Annotated in this window: 34 protein-coding genes; 1 reads left to right on the plus strand and 33 read right to left on the minus strand. The window is 71.4% G+C overall.

Annotated elements, in window-relative coordinates; translation table 11 throughout:
• Positions 1–4: 4 nt before the first annotated feature.
• From ACFYST_RS06045 to ACFYST_RS06130, 18 genes are all read right to left on the minus strand, one after another.
• Positions 5–1,921, minus strand: coding sequence for a phage tail tape measure protein (locus ACFYST_RS06045; RefSeq protein ID WP_387860321.1), 1,917 nt, complete (start codon positions 1,919–1,921; stop codon positions 5–7).
• A gap of 152 nt (positions 1,922–2,073) precedes the next feature.
• Positions 2,074–2,481 (minus strand): hypothetical protein, encoded by a 408-nt coding sequence (locus tag ACFYST_RS06050; protein WP_387860323.1) that lies wholly within the window; start codon positions 2,479–2,481, stop codon positions 2,074–2,076.
• A gap of 7 nt (positions 2,482–2,488) precedes the next feature.
• Complete coding sequence (locus tag ACFYST_RS06055; RefSeq protein ID WP_387860326.1) at positions 2,489–2,989, minus strand: hypothetical protein; 501 nt, start codon at positions 2,987–2,989, stop codon at positions 2,489–2,491.
• Positions 2,989–3,390: a hypothetical protein gene (locus tag ACFYST_RS06060; protein ID WP_387861095.1), complete on the minus strand. Its 402-nt coding sequence runs from the start codon at positions 3,388–3,390 to the stop codon at positions 2,989–2,991. Before ACFYST_RS06060 ends, ACFYST_RS06055 begins: the two co-directional genes overlap by 1 nt.
• A gap of 21 nt (positions 3,391–3,411) precedes the next feature.
• Positions 3,412–4,146: a hypothetical protein gene (locus ACFYST_RS06065; protein ID WP_387860329.1), complete on the minus strand. Its 735-nt coding sequence runs from the start codon at positions 4,144–4,146 to the stop codon at positions 3,412–3,414.
• Positions 4,146–4,595, minus strand: coding sequence for a hypothetical protein (locus ACFYST_RS06070; protein ID WP_387860331.1), 450 nt, complete (start codon positions 4,593–4,595; stop codon positions 4,146–4,148). Before ACFYST_RS06070 ends, ACFYST_RS06065 begins: the two co-directional genes overlap by 1 nt.
• Before the next feature lie 16 nt (positions 4,596–4,611).
• Positions 4,612–5,214 carry a phage gp6-like head-tail connector protein gene (locus ACFYST_RS06075; protein WP_387860333.1) on the minus strand — a complete coding sequence of 201 codons (603 nt, stop codon included), beginning with the start codon at positions 5,212–5,214 and terminating at the stop codon, positions 4,612–4,614.
• A gap of 6 nt (positions 5,215–5,220) precedes the next feature.
• Positions 5,221–5,502 carry a hypothetical protein gene (locus tag ACFYST_RS06080; protein ID WP_387860336.1) on the minus strand — a complete coding sequence of 94 codons (282 nt, stop codon included), beginning with the start codon at positions 5,500–5,502 and terminating at the stop codon, positions 5,221–5,223.
• Positions 5,503–5,514: 12 nt separating this feature from the next.
• The gene (locus tag ACFYST_RS06085; RefSeq protein WP_387860338.1) at positions 5,515–5,868 is read right to left on the minus strand and encodes a hypothetical protein; all 354 of its coding nucleotides are present in this window, start codon (positions 5,866–5,868) and stop codon (positions 5,515–5,517) included.
• A gap of 65 nt (positions 5,869–5,933) precedes the next feature.
• Positions 5,934–7,361: a hypothetical protein gene (locus ACFYST_RS06090; protein WP_387860341.1), complete on the minus strand. Its 1,428-nt coding sequence runs from the start codon at positions 7,359–7,361 to the stop codon at positions 5,934–5,936.
• Between the two features lie 109 nt (positions 7,362–7,470).
• Positions 7,471–8,274 carry an HK97 family phage prohead protease gene (locus ACFYST_RS06095; RefSeq protein WP_387860344.1) on the minus strand — a complete coding sequence of 268 codons (804 nt, stop codon included), beginning with the start codon at positions 8,272–8,274 and terminating at the stop codon, positions 7,471–7,473.
• On the minus strand, positions 8,271–9,440 hold the full coding sequence (locus ACFYST_RS06100) for a phage portal protein (protein ID WP_387860348.1): 1,170 nt from the start codon (positions 9,438–9,440) through the stop codon (positions 8,271–8,273). Before ACFYST_RS06100 ends, ACFYST_RS06095 begins: the two co-directional genes overlap by 4 nt.
• Positions 9,437–9,616: a hypothetical protein gene (locus ACFYST_RS06105; protein WP_387860351.1), complete on the minus strand. Its 180-nt coding sequence runs from the start codon at positions 9,614–9,616 to the stop codon at positions 9,437–9,439. The genes ACFYST_RS06100 and ACFYST_RS06105 overlap by 4 nt, the downstream gene beginning before the upstream one ends.
• A 12-nt stretch (positions 9,617–9,628) precedes the next feature.
• The gene (locus tag ACFYST_RS06110) at positions 9,629–11,086 is read right to left on the minus strand and encodes a terminase (protein ID WP_387860354.1); all 1,458 of its coding nucleotides are present in this window, start codon (positions 11,084–11,086) and stop codon (positions 9,629–9,631) included.
• On the minus strand, positions 11,046–11,321 hold the full coding sequence (locus tag ACFYST_RS06115; protein WP_387860357.1) for a hypothetical protein: 276 nt from the start codon (positions 11,319–11,321) through the stop codon (positions 11,046–11,048). Before ACFYST_RS06115 ends, ACFYST_RS06110 begins: the two co-directional genes overlap by 41 nt.
• Before the next feature lie 141 nt (positions 11,322–11,462).
• Positions 11,463–11,747 carry a hypothetical protein gene (locus ACFYST_RS06120; protein ID WP_387860360.1) on the minus strand — a complete coding sequence of 95 codons (285 nt, stop codon included), beginning with the start codon at positions 11,745–11,747 and terminating at the stop codon, positions 11,463–11,465.
• A gap of 64 nt (positions 11,748–11,811) precedes the next feature.
• On the minus strand, positions 11,812–12,234 hold the full coding sequence (locus ACFYST_RS06125; protein ID WP_387860363.1) for a DUF732 domain-containing protein: 423 nt from the start codon (positions 12,232–12,234) through the stop codon (positions 11,812–11,814).
• Between the two features lie 108 nt (positions 12,235–12,342).
• Positions 12,343–12,543 carry a MerR family DNA-binding transcriptional regulator gene (locus ACFYST_RS06130; protein ID WP_387860366.1) on the minus strand — a complete coding sequence of 67 codons (201 nt, stop codon included), beginning with the start codon at positions 12,541–12,543 and terminating at the stop codon, positions 12,343–12,345.
• A gap of 242 nt (positions 12,544–12,785) precedes the next feature.
• On the opposite strand from ACFYST_RS06130, the gene ACFYST_RS06135 reads away from it, so the two are divergent.
• Positions 12,786–12,977: a hypothetical protein gene (locus tag ACFYST_RS06135; RefSeq protein WP_387860369.1), complete on the plus strand. Its 192-nt coding sequence runs from the start codon at positions 12,786–12,788 to the stop codon at positions 12,975–12,977.
• A 60-nt stretch (positions 12,978–13,037) separates the two neighbouring features.
• Here ACFYST_RS06135 and ACFYST_RS06140 read toward each other — a convergent pair whose 3' ends face one another.
• The 15 genes from ACFYST_RS06140 to ACFYST_RS06210 form a co-directional block, all read right to left on the minus strand.
• Entirely contained in the window at positions 13,038–13,355 is a 318-nt protein-coding gene (locus tag ACFYST_RS06140; RefSeq protein ID WP_387860372.1) for a hypothetical protein, read from the minus strand.
• A gap of 64 nt (positions 13,356–13,419) precedes the next feature.
• Positions 13,420–14,025: a hypothetical protein gene (locus ACFYST_RS06145; RefSeq protein ID WP_387860375.1), complete on the minus strand. Its 606-nt coding sequence runs from the start codon at positions 14,023–14,025 to the stop codon at positions 13,420–13,422.
• 57 nt (positions 14,026–14,082) lie between these two features.
• A complete protein-coding gene (locus ACFYST_RS06150; RefSeq protein ID WP_387639970.1) occupies positions 14,083–14,343 on the minus strand; it encodes a hypothetical protein in 261 nt (86 codons plus the stop codon).
• Entirely contained in the window at positions 14,340–14,582 is a 243-nt protein-coding gene (locus ACFYST_RS06155; protein WP_387639967.1) for a hypothetical protein, read from the minus strand. The genes ACFYST_RS06150 and ACFYST_RS06155 overlap by 4 nt, the downstream gene beginning before the upstream one ends.
• Complete coding sequence (locus ACFYST_RS06160) at positions 14,579–14,950, minus strand: hypothetical protein (RefSeq protein ID WP_387639964.1); 372 nt, start codon at positions 14,948–14,950, stop codon at positions 14,579–14,581. Before ACFYST_RS06160 ends, ACFYST_RS06155 begins: the two co-directional genes overlap by 4 nt.
• Positions 14,947–15,150, minus strand: a complete 204-nt coding sequence (locus ACFYST_RS06165; protein ID WP_387639961.1) for a hypothetical protein — start codon at positions 15,148–15,150, stop codon at positions 14,947–14,949. The genes ACFYST_RS06160 and ACFYST_RS06165 overlap by 4 nt, the downstream gene beginning before the upstream one ends.
• Before the next feature lie 59 nt (positions 15,151–15,209).
• Complete coding sequence (locus tag ACFYST_RS06170; RefSeq protein ID WP_387639958.1) at positions 15,210–15,560, minus strand: hypothetical protein; 351 nt, start codon at positions 15,558–15,560, stop codon at positions 15,210–15,212.
• A gap of 55 nt (positions 15,561–15,615) precedes the next feature.
• The gene (locus tag ACFYST_RS06175; protein ID WP_387860378.1) at positions 15,616–15,972 is read right to left on the minus strand and encodes a hypothetical protein; all 357 of its coding nucleotides are present in this window, start codon (positions 15,970–15,972) and stop codon (positions 15,616–15,618) included.
• A gap of 70 nt (positions 15,973–16,042) precedes the next feature.
• Entirely contained in the window at positions 16,043–16,192 is a 150-nt protein-coding gene (locus ACFYST_RS06180; RefSeq protein ID WP_387639952.1) for a hypothetical protein, read from the minus strand.
• A 26-nt stretch (positions 16,193–16,218) separates the two neighbouring features.
• The gene (locus ACFYST_RS06185; RefSeq protein ID WP_387860381.1) at positions 16,219–16,884 is read right to left on the minus strand and encodes a hypothetical protein; all 666 of its coding nucleotides are present in this window, start codon (positions 16,882–16,884) and stop codon (positions 16,219–16,221) included.
• Positions 16,881–17,126, minus strand: a complete 246-nt coding sequence (locus ACFYST_RS06190) for a hypothetical protein (RefSeq protein WP_387639948.1) — start codon at positions 17,124–17,126, stop codon at positions 16,881–16,883. The genes ACFYST_RS06185 and ACFYST_RS06190 overlap by 4 nt, the downstream gene beginning before the upstream one ends.
• A complete protein-coding gene (locus ACFYST_RS06195) occupies positions 17,123–17,422 on the minus strand; it encodes a hypothetical protein (RefSeq protein ID WP_387639946.1) in 300 nt (99 codons plus the stop codon). The genes ACFYST_RS06190 and ACFYST_RS06195 overlap by 4 nt, the downstream gene beginning before the upstream one ends.
• 3 nt (positions 17,423–17,425) lie before the next feature.
• A complete protein-coding gene (locus tag ACFYST_RS06200) occupies positions 17,426–17,587 on the minus strand; it encodes a hypothetical protein (RefSeq protein WP_387860384.1) in 162 nt (53 codons plus the stop codon).
• A gap of 34 nt (positions 17,588–17,621) precedes the next feature.
• The gene (locus ACFYST_RS06205; protein WP_387639942.1) at positions 17,622–18,239 is read right to left on the minus strand and encodes a hypothetical protein; all 618 of its coding nucleotides are present in this window, start codon (positions 18,237–18,239) and stop codon (positions 17,622–17,624) included.
• A 12-nt stretch (positions 18,240–18,251) separates the two neighbouring features.
• Entirely contained in the window at positions 18,252–19,790 is a 1,539-nt protein-coding gene (locus ACFYST_RS06210; RefSeq protein ID WP_387639940.1) for a hypothetical protein, read from the minus strand.
• Positions 19,791–19,806 lie beyond the last annotated feature (16 nt).

Here is a 19,806-nt window from a genome sequence, read left to right on the forward strand (position 1 = left end):
CCTCTCAGCCGGTTCCGAACGCGACCTGCGCGCTGCCGCGGCCCTCGACGCGGACCATCTTCCGTAGCAGCCGCAGGAGTTCGCTGTCGGCGCCGGAGGCTTCAAGCCGGATGATGACGGTGCCGCCGCCGGTGCCGGCGCGGCTGAGCGGGGTGACGGTTGCCCCGGAGCCGAGCGATAGCACCTCGGGGCCGGCCTCGCCGACGATCACCGTGCCCGCGCCGGTGATGTGGCCACCCTTGGCGAGCATGGGGATCTTCGGCATGGACAGGCTGTTGCCGCCGATACTGGGCACCCAGTCCGGGACACTGAAGGAGAGCTTGCCCACGGAGTTGTTCCAGGCCCTCGCGACCCAGTTGAAGCCCTCCTTGAAGGGGGCGAGGATGATGTTGCCGAGGCTGGAGAAGGCGTTGGCGATCCGCTGCGGCAGCGACGACAGCCAGTCCCAAAGTGCGATGCCGCCTGCCTTGATGTCGTCCCAGTAGTGGACGATCGCCCAGACCGCCATGCCGATCGGTCCGGTGAGGATCCCGAGCAGCAGGGGCCAGTTCCTCGACACCCAGTCCCAGCCCCACTTGATGCCGTCCCAGACCGCGCTGAAGGCGCCGGTGACGATGTCGCGGAACATCTCGGAGTGCTGCCAGAGCAGGACGATCGCGGCGATCAGCGCGACGACGCCGATGATGATCAGCCCGATCGGGTTCGCTGACATCGCGGTGTTCCACAGCCACTGGGCCGCGGTGCTCGCGAGCTGGACGCCCTTCCAGACCTGCTGGGCCGCGGTCCACGCCATCGTCGCGCCCTGCACCACCAGGATCGTCGCGGCCACAGCCCCGAGCGCGATTGCCAGGGGCTGTACGTACTCGGCGTGCGCCATGCCCCAGTTGACGAGCTGGCCGCCGATGTCGGTGAGCTTCTGCATGGTCTCGCGCTTGAACTTTTCCAACGCGGCCGCCGGGTTGTTGCCGATGGTCTGCGCGGCTTGGTCGGCGGCGCCCTGGATCTGGCCCAGGCCCGCTACGGCCTCGCTCGGGTCGAGGGCGAAGAGCGCCTGCCCGAGGTCCTCGGCCTGGGTGCCGAACAGGGCGGTGGCGATGCTTGCCTGCTCGACCGGGTCCTTGACTGCCCGCAGGCGGTCGAGGGTCGCGTCGAGGGCGGCGTTCGCCTGCGGGCCGCCGCCGGCGATGTCCGCGGCCATCTTCTTGGCGCTCAGGCCGAGGCCCTTGAAGGCGTCATCGACTGCGGTTCCGCCGCCGACGGCCCGGAGCGAGAACTCCTTGATGCTGTCGGCGACGAGGTCGCCGTCGCGGGCACCGGCGCGCAGGCCCTGCGCGATCAGGCCCGTCGCCTGCGCCCCGTCGATGCCGAACTTCTTGAACTGGACGCCGTATTCGTTGAGCGTGTCCATGTAGTCGCCGGCCTTGTCGGCCCCGGCCTGGTAGCCGGCGGTGATGATGTCCAGGGCTTCGGTCGTGGTCTGCGCGAGGCCGGTCTTCATCATCTGGGAGACGCCGCGGGTGATGTCGCCGGACTCCTGGTCGAAGACCTTTCCGACCGTCATTACCTTGCTGGCGAGCGCCTCCAGGTCGTCCAGGCCGCCGTCGACCAGGCCGGACTGCCACAGCCCCTTGATCGCATCGGCGCTGTCCTGCATGGATTCGCCCATGCCCTGGGCGTACAGCTTCCCGGCCAGCTTGCCGAAGTCGGCGGCGTCCTGGCCGGTGACGCCCATCGACGCCGCCATCTTGGAGGTGATCGCGCTGGCGTCGAGCGAGTCGGCGACGCCTTTGCCGAGGGCGCCGGCCACCGTCGCGGCGATGCCGGTGGCCGCGTTGGAAATCTTGTCCTTGGCCTTGGCCAGCCCTTCGCTGACCCTCTCTTTGGCCACCAAGTTGAAGACCAGCGAGGTGTCGGAGGCCATGACGAATCACCCCCTCATGCGTGCTTCGGCGTCGTCGAGTTGCTGCTTGTAGGCGTCGAGCCAGTCGTGGATCCGATCGGCTTCCTCGACGGTCAGCAGGGACCACTCCCAGGGCCGGATGCCGAGGAGGTGGGCGGCGTTGCCGAGCTGCTTCAGTCGCCGCTCGGCAGCTCTGCTTTTCCCAGGTCTTCGTCGTCGAACGCGTCGGTGATCTCCTCATCGATCTTGGCGAGGATGGAGTCGCGCTTGTCTGCGGACGCGTTCTCGGCGACGTCGGCCCGGATCTCCAGCAGCTCGGCACGGGAGTACTCGAAGTCGAGTTCGCCCCAGGAGATCGTCACCTCGTTGAACTTCAACGTCGGGTGTTGCCGCTTCTGGAAGACGTACAGCAGGGCCCGACGGCACAGAGCGCTGCCGGACTGGACGTCGGAGACGAACTGCCCGTAGGTGCGGTCGGTGAGGCGTTCCAGCTTCTCCATCTCGGGCGACATCAGCCGCTTCGGGTCGTACTTCCAGCGGGTGGGCTCGGCGGAGCCCTCCGGCTTGTAGACGAGGTACACGGGGCTCCTATCGGGACCGGGCGGCGATCCGCGCGGCCATGGCTTCGAGGGCCGCAGCGACGGCGGCCTTGTAGCGGGGGGACTCGGGCTGCATCGCGCGGTCGAACCAGTCGACCTTGCCGTGCTGGGTCCGCCAGGAGTCGCGGCCGAAGTTCTTCGTGCGCCAGCCGCCGGCGCGCTGGGTCCTCTTCGGCGCGTTGGCGAAACCCCGGATGCCCTGGATCTTGCGTGCCTTGACGCGGGCACCAGTCCAGCGGCCGCCCAGCTTCACCTCTGGGCGGATCTTCTTCGCGATGGAGGACCGCAGGCCGGGCGACTCGGTCATGGAGGCGGACATCGACATGATGCCGGTCTTGGCCTCGGCCGCCGCGGGCTTCAGCTCCTCGCGGAGGTTCTTGGCGAGTTCCTTGCGCAGGTCCTTGCCGTCCTCTTCGGCCCGGATGGCGCGCAGGACGGCGTCCCAGCCTTCCATGGTGGCGCCGAGGCCGATCGGCGGGTCGTCGGCCATCAGGTAGTGGCGCGGGTGACGGCGCCGGAGGTGGGGTAGCTGCCGCCGGTGGTGGCCTCGTCACCGACGCCGCCCTGCAGCGGGTTGACTTCCTTGATCAGCACGTTGCCCGAGTACTTGGGGTTGTTGACGCCGACGGCGGCCTGGTCGGCGCGGATCTCGAACGGGACGACCTGTCCGAGCAGGGGCCACAGGATGCTGTCGAGCTTGGTGGCGGCGAAGTCCTGGATGAAGTCGGCGGAGACGGATCCGGACTTGATGCCGCCGAGGACGGTCTTCCAGCCGAGGCTGCCGTAGGTCGTGATGTCCTTCTCGTCGACCTCAGTCTTCAGCTCGACCTTCTTGCAGTACGCGGACAGGTCCACGCCGTTGATGGACAGGAACGACGCGGTGAGCACCATGAACGCCACGGTGCGGCCTCCTTATGCGATGCCGATGGCGGCGGCGAACAGGAACGAGGGGGTGGTGCCGGTGACGGCCCAGCTGACGCGCCACCAGGTGTCGGTGATTGCGGTGCCATCGGTGCGCAGGATCTGCCCGCCCGTGGCGGTCGCGGCGTTGAAGGTGAGCTGGGCGGCGGGGCTGGCCATGCCGTTGGCGTCGTCGGATTCCACCGTCACCGTCAGGGACGGGGTTGTACCGGCCGCGGACAGGACGTGCAGCGCGGCGTACAGACGCTTGCCGGCGGGTACGGCGCCGAGCTGCAGCGCGGTGCCGGTGCCGGAGGAGGTACGGGCCGTGCCGGGCGGGTGGGCGATCTGGCCGCGGGCGACCGGCCAGGACCCGGAGACCTTGGCCTGCCACGGTGCGACGTCTCCGACGGAGCCGCCGAGGTTGACGTCGCAGCGCAGGCCGTAGAGCAGGTAGGCGAGTTGGCCGACGTTGGCCTCGCTGGGGGCGACGGTCCAGGGGCCGCGGCCGCCGAGCTGCGACCACGAGGCATCGTCGACTTTCGAGGGGTCGCCGGCCTCCCACAGCCCGGCGCCGGAGAGCTCGCCGGAGCGGATGCCGCCGATGACTTCGCCGAAGCCGCCGGAGCGGTAGTTGGTGGTCGCCTTCTCCTCGGCTGCGGACTTCAGCTCGACCTTGTTCGACGCGCCGGAGAAGTCGGCGCCGACCGCGAACAGGCGTACGTCCGTGAGTACTTGGGCTGCCATCAGATTCTCCCATCTCCCCAGACATGGATGATGAGCTCGGCGCCGACGTACTGGATCCCGGCGTGCTCGTACCAGCGGTAGCCCTGGACGCGCTCCAGGCGGAAGTCGTCCGCGAGGCCGCCGAGGGCGGGCTCGCCCGGCGCCCCGCGCGCCGCCTCGATCGCAGCCTTGAGAGAGGCCGGGCCCGCGCCGGACAGCAGCGCGTCGAGGACGAGCTGGCTCGCCTCGTCGTCCTGACGGCCAACCAGGACCCGGCAGGTGATCTCCAGTTCGTCCTGCCTGCGGTTCATCGCCGTGTCGTAGGTGACCGCGACCTCGCCGACGAAGAAGTGCGGTTCGGTCACACTGTCCGGGACGAAGCCGGTGCAGGTGAGCGACGGGACACCTGACGGAAGGACGACGGTGCGGGCGGCGGCTGCGAGGGCCTTGCGGACGGTGGAGACCTGCATGGGGTGGGTTCCTCCTCTAACCGAATCCGCTCAGGACGTAGGGCTCGATGAGGTTCCACACGTCGGGGTCGCGCCGAGACAGCCGGACGACGCCCCACTCGGCGGATCCGGTGACGCCCTCAGGGCTGTCCTTGCGCCTGAATAGGCGCATGGCCTGGGTGAGGGCAGCCTGAGCGACGTCGTCAGGTACCGCCGGCCAGCCCCATCGGGCGGTGACTCTGACGCGGGAGGTCGGCCCGAAGCCCCAGTAGCCGTAGGGCTGGCGCAGGCCGGTGATGGCCCAGCCGTCGGCGCCCGCGTTCTCGGGGAAGGTGTCGTACCTGGTGGTTGCCGTCCAGGCACCGCCGGTGCCGGTCTCGACGATCAGGCCCTCGGTGGTGCTGAGGTCGTCGACGACGAGCAGGGCACCCCACTCGTCGTAGGTGACCCGGGAGTGCAGGCTGTATGTGCGGGGCGTGGCGTTGTCGTCCCGGTAGAAGCGCCGACCGCACGCGCGGTCGATGCCGCGGCTGGCGGCCCGGATCGCCTTGCCGAGGAGGTTGTCGCGGGTCGCGTCGCTGTTTTCGATCTTCAGGGCCTCTTTGATGTCCGCGAGGGTCACGTAGTCGGTGACGGCCACTGCGGGTCAGCTCCGGACGATGTTGCCGGCCGCGTCGCGGGGCAGTTTGGGCCGTCCGCGGCCGCGCCTGACCTCGTCAGCGTCGGCGCCGTCCGCGGTCTGCTGCCCGGCGTCCGCAGTGCGGCCCTCGGGCACCGGGTCGCCGGCGTCCTCGGCCGCGGCGGCCAGTGGAGTGTGGCCGTAGTACGCGAGCTGCTCGTCGACCAGGGCGACGCGGTTGGCGAGGCCGCGGCGCTCGTACGATTCACGCTCGCGCAGCAACCCGGCGATCATGTTCTCGTTCCGCACGGGTCTCTCCTCTCAGTTCGGCAGGAACAGCAGGGACGCGGAGTAGGTGAACGACGGGGTCGTACCGGCCACGGTGCCGGTGACCCGGACGTAGTTCTTCGTGACCAGCGCGGTAGCGAGCCGGTTGCCGGCCGCCGTGATCTGGGTGACGGCGGATCCGGTGATGGCGGACCAGGACGAGCCGTCGGCGCTCTCCTCCAGGGAGACGTCAAGGGTCGGGGTGGTGCCGGACGCGGCGGTGCAGTGCACGGCGAGCAGGGCGACCGTGGCCTGACCGGCCGCGGCGACCGGGCCGGCGGTGACGGTGCCCGAGCCGCGGGCGGCGGAAGGGAGGGCGACCTCGCCCAGGACGGGACGGACGGACATGGCGGACTCCTGTCTGCGGGACGGGGACAGCCGGGCCCCTGGGGTGGGGCCCGGCCTGAGGCGGGTCAGAACGTGGGCGTGACCAGGCCCGTCCCGGACACCTTCTGCATGCCGTTGGCGTACCGGCCGAAGGTGTACGCGAAGTAGGAGTAGGCGACGAGCAGGACGCCCAGGTTGGCGGCCTTGGGCTGTTCGGCGCGGATGAACATCGGGGCGCTCGGGTCCTCCCACAGGTGGCACTCGGAGGACGGGACGACGTACACCTCGTCCTCGTTCGAGCCCGCGCCGAGGTTGGTCGCGATGTTGTTGTCGACGACGACCTGCAGGCCGCAGGGCAGGACGCCGCGCATGCCCGAGTTGTAGGAGCTGCCCGCGTTCGCGACGCCGGCGATGCCGGCCTCGGTGGGCAGGTTGCTCCAGTTGATCATCGGCCAGACGCTCGACATCTGGCTCGACAGCCAGTACCAGCGGCGGGAGTGCATCACGGCGATGTCCGGCTTGCCCATCGCGAGGAGGGCGGCCTCGACGCCAGCGGCGGCCCCCAAGATCTTCGGGTAGAACTCGGCGCCGGACGGCGTGCCGTCGGTGTAGGACACCGGGGTGGCCGAAGCGGACAGGCCGGACCCTGCCTTGTTGAGCAGGGTCGAGTCGAGGACGGTCGCGACGCGGTTGAACAGGTCCTGCATCGTGACGTCCTCGATGCCGGTGCCGCGGTCGATCGCCTGCCGGGACACGGACTGCTGTCCGGCCGCGGTGAGGACCGGCACGGTCAGCAGCGTGTCGTCCATGTCCGTCTCGGCGACAGCGTCGTTCTCGTTCGCCTGGATCCCCGCCGAGGAAGCCGTGGTGATTCGGGAGATGTTGACCGACATGCCCGCGTCCGGCAGCGGGTGGCGGTTGCACGCGTCGGCGAACGGCCGCAGGGCGGCAGTCGCCGGGGCGTACAGGTCGGTGAGGTACTGCGGGATCGTCAGGCCGCTGAAGTTGCCGGTCGAGGTCGCGCGCTGGAGGTACTGGGCGCGCTCGACTCGCTCCTCGCGCATGTGCTGGGAGAGCCGGAACGCGGCCTCGACGTCCTGGTGGACGAACTGCCGGGAGACGTCCATCAGGAAGCCCTTGCCCTGCGGGTCGGTGTCGGGGCGGTAGGTCCGCTCCTCCGATCCGATCCGGGCGACCTGGTCGTAGGCCGCGCGACGGGTGTCGGTCGTGGCGACGGTGCGCTGCTGGGCGGCGCGCTCCTCCTCGTCCAACTTGACCTTGCGCGCGTTGGAGAGCTTGACCTCGATGCCGGCGACGTCGGCCTTGGCCTGGTCGCGGGCGGCGAAGCACTCGGCGACGCGGGTGTCCTCCTCCAGGCTGAGGTTCGAGCGTCCCTCCTCGCCGGCCTTGGAGATGATGAGCTCGACCTCCTTGATCGCCTTCGCGCCGCGCTTCTGCGCGGCCTCCAGCTCGACCTCGATGCCGGCGATCAGGTCGTCGATTCCCTTGCCCATGTCTGGGTCCTTCCGTCAGATCGGGTGATGTGCGGCAGCGGCCGGATGCTCTTCCGGCGTGCTGGCGTGCTGCCTCCGGGCGATCTGCCGGACGGCGAGTGGTTGTGGGTCAGCTCTCGGCCTTGAGGACGGCGAGCTGGGTGCGGAGCAGGCTCAGCGAGCGGCCGCCCGGGGCCGCAGGGGCGGCGGTCGGGGTTGGGACGGCGCCGCGGGAGATGTCGGCGGCGGGCAGCGCGAGGTCGGTGCGGGCGGACAGCAGGGTGTACGCCTCGCGGGCGATCAGCGGCGGCAGGTTGGGGATCGCCGCGAGGAAGTCACCGCTGCGGGCCGACACCGAGGTGTGCGGGTTCGCGCCGTAGGTGACCGGGCCGACGTCGCCTCGGTCGAGGTCGAACTCCTCGATCCGGTACTCGGTGTAGTCCGGAGACCAGACCCCGCGGACGATGCGGAACTGGAACGACTGCTCGCGCACGTCCGCATCGGTGATGGCCTGGACCAGGTCCTGCACATCGCTTCGCTTCGGGTTGAGGTAGGCCCGGTTCCCGAGGCCCTGGCCGTCCGACCAGAGTTCGAGACGTCCGTTCCTGGTACCGGCCATCGGCGTACCTGCATGGTTGAACCGGTACACCACGTCCGGGTTCGCTGCGAGGGTCTTCTCCGCAGCCCCGGCGGAGACGACCTCGGTGTACGGGCCGTACCAGTCGTACATCTCGTAGCCGCGCTCGTAGACCGAGGCGTACCCCTCGATCAGGTAATACGGCAGGCCGTCCCGGTCGACCTGGGTCGCCCGGAGCTGGGTGCCGAACTTCACCGTCGGCGACTCGGGGCGGTCCCGGGGTGTGGCGCGCTGGGCGAGTCCTGCCTGCGCGCGGGACTGGGCGGCGGCGGCCCGCAGGCCGGCCAGATCGGTCATGGCTTCACTCCTGACGCGGCGGGCGCGGGTGGCGGGTTCTTGCTGCCGAAGAGGCGGTCGAATTCAGCAAGTTGGGATTCTGTGAACGGCGGCCGGTCCTCCAGCTCACGTGCTTCGGACGGGGCGAGCAGCCGCGCGTTGACGGCCTGGCCGAGGGTGGAGATGCGGCCGGCCGCGTCCATCCTGAGCAGGGCATCGGTGTTGAACTTCACGAACCGGGGCCGGGAGGAGAGGCGGCTCAGCGCGTTCTCCCGGCGGACGACCGCCGGTCCGAGGTTCATGATCAGGAACTGGAGGTTGCGCTGCGAGATGTTCGCGTAGGTCATCGACGCACCCATCGCGGCGGCGTCGATGAGGTCGGACGGCACGTCGAAGAACCGCGCGATGTCCGTGATGCCGTAGCCCTTGGCCTCCAGCCAGTTCGATCCGGCCTGCTCGGCCTGGATCATCTTGTACTCCCAGTCCATGCCGGTGACGAATAGGTCCCGGCCGGCCGTTGCCGCCTTGAACCGGTTCTTGACCTCGGCAGCCTGCTTGGGGTCCAGGGTCTTCGCGGTGTTGCGGAGCATCGCCGCGGGCATCCCGCCAGCGCCGAACCAGTCCAGAGCAAACTGCTGGATGGACAAGTACTCGGTGATCGACCAGGCCGCATGCGCGACCGGAGACAGGCCCAGCGGCATGCCGGACACCGTGTACTGGCGCTCGTGCCAGACCTCGGACGGCTCGTAGTCCGTGCCACAGATCTTGTACTTCGTGATCTGGCCGCCGCTGCCCTTGACGGTCACCTGGTCGAGCGGGACAAGGTCGATCCGGGCGGGGAAACCGAGACCGTCCCGGGCGGTGATCAAGCCGAAGCAGTTCCCGCCGCGATCGAGGTCGAACTGGCTGCTGTACAGCCACTCCTGCATGTCAACCTGATCGCCACCCGGATTGACCAAAACCGGGGGCTTGGGGACCTCGACCTGGATGCCGCCGACCCGCCGGTACAGGTCGACCGGCATGGTGGAGATCAGGTTCGAGCGCAGCCGCAGGCACGCCCACACCGCGCTGTGCCGCAGCGCCGTCGCATTGGTCACCGCGACGCCGGACGTCCGCGCGCCCGTCCGCCCGGCGAGCAGCTGGTCAGCGGGCGGCCCCGAGATGCCTCGTCGGGAGAACAGGCTCACTGCTCACCGCCCGGCCGCTGCCCTGGCCGGGCCGCCACCCATGACCCGGCCAGGATCACCCCGCCCGACACGGCAGCCGCCGACCAGCCGATCAGGCCGAACAGTGCGGCCCCCGCGCCAAGGGCCAACAGCAGCAGGCCCAGCACGTCGAGCACCGTCGTAGCGATCTCGCGCATGAACGCCCCCTCTCAGAACACGGAGTCGAGGACGTCGTAGTCCGCGTCGGCCACCAGGTGGGCGCGCGACTCGTACGCCCAGCGGGCCAGGGTCGCCGCGACCAGCGGCGAGATGTCGACCGTCGAGACTTGCCGGCCCCACGCCCACGCGTCGCCCAGGCGCCGCGACTTGGCGCCGCGGATCGCCTGTTCCAGCTCTTCCTGCGCGATGTGCCGGAGCGTGCCCTGCGTGATCGCGTCGACCAACTGGCCGCAGCCGGCCGCGACTTCCTGCGACGTCGGGATCGCGAGGTCGCCGCGCGCGGGCTCGTCGGCGTCTTCCGGCGGCTCGATGCCATTCTTGCCCAGGTCGACCAGCAACGAGCCGGCCGGGCCCTTGGTGTCCAGGGCGATGGCCACCGGGTTCCAGCGGGCCGCCAGCTGCGCGATTCGGTCGACCAGCCAGGCGGTGCCAGGTCGGCGGTCGATGACCTCCAGGTGGCCGAGCCCGTCCTCGCGCAGGCCGTACACCGCGATGCTCGCGAAGTCGCGCGACGGGGTGACGTCCACCGCCATGGCGATGTCGCCGGCGCGGCGCGACCCCTCGTCGGCGAGGCTGCCCCACGTGCCCAGGTCGATGACACCACTGCCCTCCGTGATCCTCGGCAGCCACGCACCCAGCCGCTCGACGATGAACGCCGGACCGAGCCCGGACGGCAGGGACTCACCCCGCACGAAGTCCTCGCTGATGCGTCGGCCCAGGGCCGGATTGCTCCCGTACCAGAGGTCGATCACGGTGGCCGCGCGGCGCCGGTCCTCGGCGTCCGTCGGGTCCAGGTCGACGCCCCAGTCCATGTGCATCATCCGCGGGTCCACACCGGACTCGCCGTCCTCGCGCAGGCCGTAGCACCAGGCGTCCGCGCTGGACGGCGGCGTGCCGAAGAACCAGATCTGCGGGTCCGGCCTCGCGCTCATGGTCGGCAGCAGCGCGGCCATCTGATCGCCGTTCAGCTCCTGGGCCTCGTCGAGGACGTTCTTGTCCCCGGAGAAGCCGCGGCCGCTGCCCTTGCTGCGGGCCAGGAAGCGGAGCCGGCCGCCGCCGGCCGCGCGGGTCAGCTCGATGCCCTGCTCGCCGTTGGCCTGCCAGTACCGGTGTACCCGGCGGTCGAGTTCCGGGGTGTTCTGCACCAGTTCCCGGATCCGCAGGAACCCCTCCTGCGCGGTCTTGTACTCGTGCGCCGAGTGCATGATCAGGCGCTCGTGGGTGAGGAACAGCCAGCCGAGCTCCAGGGCCTCGATGATGCCGCCCTTGCCGTTCTGCCGCGGCACCCAGACGCTGTTCTTGAACGACGCCCACGCGCCGTCGGCCCGCTCGCCCAGGCCGTGCGTCAGCACGTACTGCTGCCACGGGTCCAACTGCAGGCCGGCCGTTGCTGCGAGGTCGATGAACTCAGGTGCCGCGCTGCTGACCGCTTTCGGGAACGTCGCCACCCGCGGCTGCTGAGCGCCGAGCCGCACGGCGGGCCGAGAGGTCGTCAACGGGATCAGCCTCCCGTCCGCCAGGCAGTGCGTCGAGCTCGGCGATCGTCGCCCGCAACTCCTTCGACAGGACGGCGGCGGCCGGGCCCTCGGTCGACTCCAGCTCGCGGGCGAGGTGGTCGCGGATTGCCTCCAGCGCCGAGCGCCGGTCGCCCGACGAGGCGGCGCCGTACACCGCTCCGACCATGATCACCTCCGGCCCGATCTCGCGGGGAGAGACGCGGAAGGGTGGGCGCGGGGCCTTCCGGCTGCTGGCCCGAAAAAATCACCCGGACAAAACCGCAGGTCAGAGGCTTGCGCAAAACCGCAGGTCAGAGGGGGTGCATATTCACCACGCCTGCGAGGTCTTGATGGCCCGTTGGAGCGTGCGGTTGCCACGCTCGGTGTTGCACAGCCGGCCGCAGGTCGAACAGGGAGCGTTCGCGCCGTGTGCCGGGCGCATGCCGTGCGGGTCGACGGGCTGGCCGGGGTTGAGGCTGACGGGTTCGAGGTGGTCGGCCTCGCCTGCGCCGTCGTGGCCGCAGATGTGGCAGATGGTGCCGTAGATCGCGAACATCTCGCGGCGCGCGCGGGCGTACGGGCGGCCGGCGCGGTGGCGGGAGGTTCCGGCCACAGGCACCTCCCGTACATGCGTGAGCCCCCAAGGACGTTTCCTCGGGGGCTCATTGGTGCGACGGTCACGAGCAGAAGGCCGCCTTCACGCCAGCGACGATCGCGGTGCCCTGCTCGGGAGTGATGGTGACGCTGCCTCCGCTGAACCGAGCCGCAGCGTTGGCGGCCAGGGTGGTGTCGTCCTTGCCAGCCTTGATCTCCTGGCAGACGTTGCGGGCCCGGGCGACAGCCTTGGCCTGGTCCACAGCGATCTCGGGGTTGACGGCCTTCAGCGCGGCGACCAGTCCAGCGGTCTGTGCAGCGTTGGGGGACGGGATGCTGCCTGCGGGCGGGGCGCTCGAACCGATGCTGGCGGTGCTCGGGCTGTTGGCCGGCTGAGTTGGGCTGCTGGAGGATCGTGCTGCCGGGGATGCCGGGTTGCTGCTGCAGGCGGTGAGGGTTGCGATGGCAACTGCGGTCAGGCCGGCGGCGAGGAGTCGTATGCGCATGGCCGACACGGTGGCACGCGCATGGCCACCGTGTGGGCGTTGTGACGGTGCTGTGACCGGCCCGAATGGGAGCGGCCCGCCGTGGGGGGAGTTCGGCGGGCCGCTGGTCTATGCGGCGGGGAGCTGGCGGCCGGCGCGCCGCCGCGTGTGGGCTTCGGCTCTGGCGATGGTGAGCTGGTTGTAGAGCGGGCGCCCGCGTTCGTCGAGCCCGTCAGGGGTGATGAGCCCGCGGCGTTTCCAGTTCCGGATGGTGATGGGACTGACCTGGCACAGCTCGGCGGCCTGCGGGCCGGTGAGCAACTGGTCCATGTGCACCTCCTGAGGAAACGCCAGAACCCCGCAGCTACTGCTCGGCTGCGGGGTTCTGAGTGTCTGTGGGCACACATGTGGTGCTGGCAGTAGCGTCGCACAACGGGCGGATCTTGCGCAAGCGCTCAGCTGTGGACCCCGGCCGCCGTCGTGCGCTACTGACTTCGATCGCGGGCAGTGCGGTCCCGGTCGGGTTCGAACAACTGCCCCGGGCTTGGCTGTTGGCGGGCCAGGATCGGCCCATGGCAACGGAGCGAACCACCCCGAGCGAGCAGAACTGGCACGGCAGCCCCGAGACGATGCGGGACGTGGCAGCGAACATCATCCACGACGCCGTTTCCGATGGGTACGACGGCAGCGCGAAGGGCGTGATCACCACGGCCAACAATCTGAACACGCAGGCGGCCAGGCGGGAGCAGGCGCAGAACAACTGATCCCGCCGATACAGCAGGGCCCCTCCGGCACTCTCCGCCGGAGGGGCCCTGCTCGCTGCTTCAAGCGCTCGCGCGACTCACCAGCGGCCGGGCCGCCTCGTTGGTGCTGGCTTTGAACTCGCGGTAGCGCCTGGTGGCGGTGGACTGACTCACCCCGCACGTGGCGGCGGCGGTGCGGGTTGAGTCACCGCGTCGCCAGCAGCGGTGGAGGGCGACCAGCGTCGCTTCAGCGGCCTCCCGTTGAGCCTGACTCGGGCGCGAGTCGGCGAGTTCGGGGCCACCCTGCGGGGGCATGGCGGTGCGGTAGACGTAGGGGCTGGCGAGGGCCCGGGCTATGGCGGTTCGGGTCTCGTCGGTGGTCGTGGTGGGCGGGTTCATCGTGGATGCCTCAGGGGTCGGGCGGGGTGACTCGCGGTGTGAGTCACCCCGTGCGGCGGGTGAGTCAGGCGGCGGCGTTGAGGGAGTCGGCGTAGGCGGTGGCGCGCTGGTCGTACTCGTCGGGGCGGAGGATCGTGCCGCATCCGGGGTTGCAGCACTCGGTGTCGTGGCCGTCTTCGGTGGTGAGGGTCAGCAGCTGGCAGCGGGGGCAGGGGAGCTGCATCGCGCGCCGGCGGGGGTGGAGGAGCGCGAGGGGGGTGCAGCGGCGGTGGATGTCGGCGATTTCGGCGGCGTACTCGTTGGCCCAGGGCTGTTCGGCGGCCCAGGGCAGCAGGGCGGTGAGGTAGGCGAGTTGGGCGCCGAGGGTGGCGTTGGCGGGCTGCTGGCCGTGTTCCTCGGTGTGGATGCGGGTCCAGGCGGTGATGGTGCCGGTGGCGGGGGTGAGGCCGTCCTGGTCGCCGTGCGGGTCGTGGACGGTGTCGGTGGCGGCGGGGCCGAGGAGGGACAGGACGTCGAGCCGGGCCGGGGTGGGGGCGGTGCGGGTGGCGCCGGTGACGTAGCCGGTGCGGGCAGTGCTGCCGGGCATCACAGCGAGGTGGGCGTAGGCGAGGAGCTCGGGCAGCTCGCGGAGCTGGTGGTGGAGGCGGGTGGTGGCGGCGGGGGTGAGCATGGCGGTCTCCTCGTGGCGCTGGTCAGGCGGTGGGCGGCTGGTGGCGAGATCGGGCAGTCAGTGGCGGCGTGCGGGCGGTCCGTACGGGGTCTGCCAGGCGGGGCGGTCGGTGAGCCGGGCGGGCTTACCGCTGGCGTCAAGGAAGCCGGCGGCCTGCAACTGCTGCTGGAGGATGGCGAACTGCTGCGCTGCGGCTTGGACGGCGGGGACCACCACCTGCACGAACGCGGCGGCGGACGCCTGCATGGTGGCGGTCAACTCGGCGATCGCGCGAGCGAGTTCTTCGCGCTGCTCGTCGGTGGGTTGGAGGAGGTTCACGTGGTGCTCCCGGGCGGGTAGGTGCCAATGTCGGGCAGGTCGGTGGTGGTGCGGTCCGGCGGTAGCGGGTACTCGTCGGCGGCGGTGAACAGCTGGCGGGCGTTGTTGGTGCGGGCCGCTGCTCGACGCGTCTCGCGGTTGGGCCGCGGCTCGGCCTGGTTCTCCTCCACCACGTGCTCGACCGATCGGACGGCGGTCTCCCAGGTGCGGCCGGGACGCGGTGCGTGCTCGCGGGTCACGGCTGCTCGCCGAGGATGGCGCGGGCGATGGCGAGGGCGGCTTCCGTGGTGGAGTTCTGGACGACGCCGCCGTCCTGGGCGACGCTGTCGGCCTCCTCGGCGAGCAGCGAGGCAACCGCGAGGCCGACGGCGGGGTGCATGAGGGCGAGGTACGCGGACACGTCCGTGTAGATCCAGGGCGCGCCGCCTCGGGTACTGACGGCACCCTCGTGGGCGAGCCGGCGTCCGGTCGCGTCTTCGGGGTGGCTGAGGTGCGGCCGCCGGTAGCTGGGTCGGGTGCTCCACGGCCCGGGGGCCGTGGCGTGGGCGGCGGTGGCGAGGCTGCGCAGCTTGGCCGCGGCAGCGGTGAGGGTCTGTTCGGGGGTCACTGGGTCTCCTGGTTGGTGCGGTGGACCTGGATGGCGTGGTCGAGCGTGCGGGCGCCGAGGGCCCGGCAGCAGCGGGCGGCGGTGTTGCGGATCTCGCGGGCGTGCCGCGGGTCACGGGCGGCGAGGACGCCGATCGACTGGCCGGTGCGGACGAGTTGGTCGAGGAGCTGGTGTTCGGTGCTGGTGAGTGGGCGGGTCACGGTGTGCTCCTGGTGGTGGGGTGGCCGCCGCATCGCGCGGCAGCCACGGGGCAGGTTGGTCAGCTCTGGGCGGCGATCAGCAGCCAGCCGGGCGCGCTCATCAGGTGCACGCCGCAGGCCTTGGCGGCGGCATGCAGGTGCCGGTCCCAGTGCGGCGGGTGCAGCGGGTTGAGGTCGTCGACGGTCAGTCGCTCGGGGTCGTCGAGGTCGGCGTTGGCGCAGTAGGTGACCAGGTAGAGCTTGTCGTTGTCGTAGCTGCCGGCGGCGAGGTGACCGACGCGGTCGCGGTGGGGGTCGGGGTAGGTGACGGTCGCGTTGTAGGTGGCGAGGGGGGCGTTGAGGTCGTCGCCGTAGCGGACCCCGGTGATGGGGGCGCCGTACGCGAGGTACGCGCTGGTGTGGATGCCCATGAGGTGCTCCTTCGGGTTGGGCCGGCCGACCGAGCGAGGCGGCCGGCGGGTGGGGTCAGTGGCGGTCGAGGTCGTGCACCCAGGCCGCGCACACGGCGGCGACCTGGATCAGCTCGGCGCGGAGCTTCGCGGGGTCGGCTTCGGCGACCGCCTCGTACACCTCCTCCAGGAGGATTCCGGTCCAGTCGAGGCGCCGGTCCGGGTCGCGCGGGTCGAAGCTGCCGTTGTTGATGTCGCGGTAGTTCGCGGCGTACTTGGCGAAGAGGAGGCGGGCGTCGTTCCGTGAGATCGGGGTGCCGGTCAGGTTGGGATGGCACTGGTCGCCGAACTTGGTGATCTGGGCCTGGCACTCGGCGTCGACCTCTTCGGCGAACTGCTTCATGCCGGGGGTGCTGAACAGGGCCGGGTACACGGTGCTGCTCCTTCTGGTTGGGGCCGGCCGCCTGGTGCGGGCGGCCGGCGGGTGGGTGATTGGGCGGCTGTCAGTCCCGGTAGAGGAGCTGGCCGTAGTCGTCGCGGGGGCAGTCGCAGCCGCACGGGCCGTGCTGCTCGTCGCAGTCGCAGCGGCACATGCCCTCGCCGCAGGGCTCGGTATCGTCGTAGGTGATGTCGGTGGCATTCTGGGTGGTCATTTCGGACCCCTCGGGTTGACGGGTGGTCAGGTGGTCGGAAGGAACGGAGCGTTGAGGACGGCGGCGGTCGGGCAGGGGTAGGCGACGAGGACGTGGCGGGACGGCCCGTCGCCGCGCTTCGGGGAGCAGGCGTCGCAGATCGTCATGGCGCCGCGGGTGACCGGGCGGTGCAAGGCGAGGACGTCATCAGCCTTGGCCCGGAGGCTCACCGCGATGGTGTAGTTGGCCTCGGCGTTGCGACGGAGGTGGTTGTCGGTCGAGAGCTGGTGCTCGGCGGCGTCGGCGCGGCGGGCCTGCCTCCGGGCCTCGGCAACGGTGGATTCCCAGCGGCGCTCGTAGTGGCCGGCCTGAAGGGCCAGGGCGGCGTGCGCCTCGCGGAGCCGGGCGGTGTCGGCGTCGCAGGCGGCCAGCTCAGCGGTGAGCCGGTCGACTTCGCCGACGGTGATCCGGTGCGCCTGCTTGTTGCTCCGGCAGACGGCGGTGAGGGTGTCGACGCGGTCGCAGTACTGGTCGCGCTCGGCACGGGCGGCGTCCAGCTCGGCCTGCACCACGGCCAGCGCGGCGTCGGTCTGCTCGATGGCCACGAGACCGGTAGAGGTGGGCCACCGGGCGGCATTCAGGGCGTCGCGCAGGACGCCGTGAAGGGCTTCGAGAATGCGCTGACGGAGGTCGGGCTGCTCGGGCGCGGTCACCGGCTCGCCCCCGTCGCCTCGGCCTGGGTGGCGAGCGCCGTACGGCATCCGCGGCAGGTCACGCTCCAGCCGGACGGCATCGGGGTCTGGTACTCACCGGGCCGCTTGCCGCATGCAGTCCAGCACTCGTACCAGCTACGCCAAACGTTCGCCGCGGCGTGCACCGGGTGGCTGCCGAGCTTGAGCCGGATCGGCCATTCGGTGGTGGTGGTCCACTCAGCGGGCGGGGTGGGCGCGGTCACCGGACACCCGCCTCGGCGCGCTCGACCGACCAGACGCCGTCGGCGAGCACGATGGTGTCGCCGAAGTACGCCACGACCCGCTCGGGCACGTTGGGCGGCCTGAGCGTGATCCCGTCGACCACCGTGCTGGACTCGGCACCCGTCGGCGCCGGGGCGAAGTGGGGCTTCCCGGCCCACAGGCCGGCCGCGTCGGTCTCGGCGAGGACGTCCCACACGTTGTCGGCGGTGACGGTCCAACGACCGGCGGCGGGCGGGTCGAGGGCGATGAGCGGCGCGTATTCGTCGGGGGTGGCCATGGGTCAGCCCTTCTGCACGGCGCGGGCGATGCGGGCGGCGGCGCGAAGGCCGAGCACGCGGGCGGACATGGCGGGCGCGTCGGGGTACTCGGGTGCCGACGGGTCCTCGCCGGTGAGGAGCTCGTCGAGCAGTTCCTGGCGGGCGGTGGGCTGGTTGGTGGTCATGTTGGTCTCCATGGTCTGGCGGGGTGGCGGGCCATCAGCGGGTGTCGGCGGGGCTGCTGTTGCCGGCTGCGAGGCGGGCGGCGGCCTTGTCGCCCCGCTTGCACGCCTGGCAGTACGCGGCCCCGTTGGGCTGGATGCGTCCGTGGACGGATTGGTCGTGGCCGGCGCGGCGGCAGACGGCGGGCCGGGCGGCGGTACCGAGTACGACCCGCAGCGCGTTGCGGTCCCGGATCCGGCGAGCGGTGTCGTCAACATGGGCAGGGGCGACGCAGTGGCGGGTGCCGCAGCCGCTGAACGCCTGGCCGACCGGAGCGACGCCGTGCTGCATGCGGAACGCGATCGCGGCCGGGCTGTACGAGCGGCCGCGATAGCGCAGGACGGGGGTCCGGCTGGCGTTCTGGCGCTCACCAGTCCATTCGAGGTGGCCGTCGGCGAGCGGACGGGTCCGCTCGGCCCACTTCTCCTCAAGGGTGAGGGGCTGTCGCTCGTAGCCGCGGGGCGGGGCGGGCAGGTCGGCCGCGTTACGGACCTTGCGGACCTCGCGGCGGTCCATGCCGAGGGTGCGGGCGATGACGGCGGTGGGGACGTTCTTGGCGGCGAGTTCACGGACTCGCGCGTGCTTGACGGCGAGGGCGGCGCGGCTGGGAGGCATCAGGCGGTCCTTTCAGGCGGCGGCGGGGGTCGGGACGGTAGTGCCGCGGTAGGCGGCACGGGCGGTCCGGGCGGTGGCCAGGGCGCGGGCCCGGGCGGCGGCGTCCGGAACGGGTTCCGAGGCGGCCGGCGCGGCGCACATCGCGCACGGCACGGCGACGGACGGGTGGGTCGGGCAGTACCGGGGCCGGGACGGCCGGGGGATGACGGGCGGGTGTCCGGCGGGCGGGGCGGGCGTCGTAGCTGCTGCCGGGGCTGGGTGGCGGCGGGCGGCGGCGCGGGCCCGGGTGCCCTCGGCCAGGTAGCCGCAGGCGATGCAGTCGGCGCGGTGCACGAAGTCCCAGCCCGCCTCGCAGGACGGCCGGTCGCAGCCGCGGCGGGCCAAGCCGACCCGGGTGAGCCAGCCGTACGACGAGCGGATGGCGTCCGGCGTGGCGAATGCCCAGCGACGCTGCACACGGTCGGCGACCCGGACGACGTTGCCGTCGGCCTCGTGGATCGCGGCACCAATGGCGCGGGCGGCCTCCCGCTGCTCCCAGCGGCTCATCCGGTCGATGAGGGCGTCGGGGAGCTCGGCCAGGACGCGGCGGATCTGGGGGGTGATGAGGAGTGGGGGCAGGGTGGTAGTCGGTGCCGGCGAAGCCGACGGGCGCCCAGCCCGGGCGGACGTCGCGCGGGTACCCGGGCGCGCGCCCGTGTCGCGCGGTGAGGTGGTTTCGGCTGCGCCGGAACCGCAACCGCCCACGGCGGCAGGCCTGTTGGAGGGATCTTGTTGTAGGGAGCCTGTTTGGGGAGCCGAGTTGGGAGGGGTGGTGGGAGCCGAGTTGGGAGGGGTGGTGGGAGCCGAGTTGGGAGGGGTGAAGTCGAAGGAGAGCTGGCCGTCGCACTCCGCTGGGGCGGTAGCGGCGGGCTGCTCGCGGCGGTCGACGGCGGTCCGGCGCAGTTTGGCGAACAGGGCGAGCTGGGTGGGGATGCCGGCGATCGGGGCGGGGTGGGCGGTGTAGTGGGCGGCGGCGCCGGCGGAGTCGGTGCGGCTGATCCAGCCGGTGGCGACCAGCTCGGCGACGGCAGTCCGGGCGGTGGCCTCTGAGATGCCGCACATCGCCGAGATGCGGCGCATCGAGGTGCGGTCATCGAGGTGCTGGCGGACGGCCAGCGCGCAGTAGGTGACGAACTGGCTGCCGCCGAGGGTGTTGCGGGCAGCGGCGCTGATGCAGACCATCAGCTCGTCCTCGGCGGCCGGGGTTATGGTGCGGGCTGAGGTGCCGCCCGGGCGGCGCTCGGCCTGGACGAGGCCGGCCTCCTCGGCGGTGCGCAGCGCGGCGGCGACGGTGCGGGGGTGGAGGCGGAGGACAGCGGCCAGGGTGGGGTCCGCGGCCCAGCAGTAGCCGTCACGCATCCGGGCGTAGTCACCCACGAGCGTGACCGCGCGCAGGGTGTCCCCGGTGACGGTCTCGACGCCGAGCCAGCGGGCGGGGAAGCGGGTGACGTGCTCGGCCGGGGGCTGCCCGGCGGGGTCGGGCAGGGCGGCAGCGGCAGCGGGCCGCGGCATGGTGCTCCCTCGGATG

This window comes from Kitasatospora sp. NPDC004614 (genome assembly GCF_042873675.1).
Classification (GTDB): domain Bacteria; phylum Actinomycetota; class Actinomycetes; order Streptomycetales; family Streptomycetaceae; genus Kitasatospora.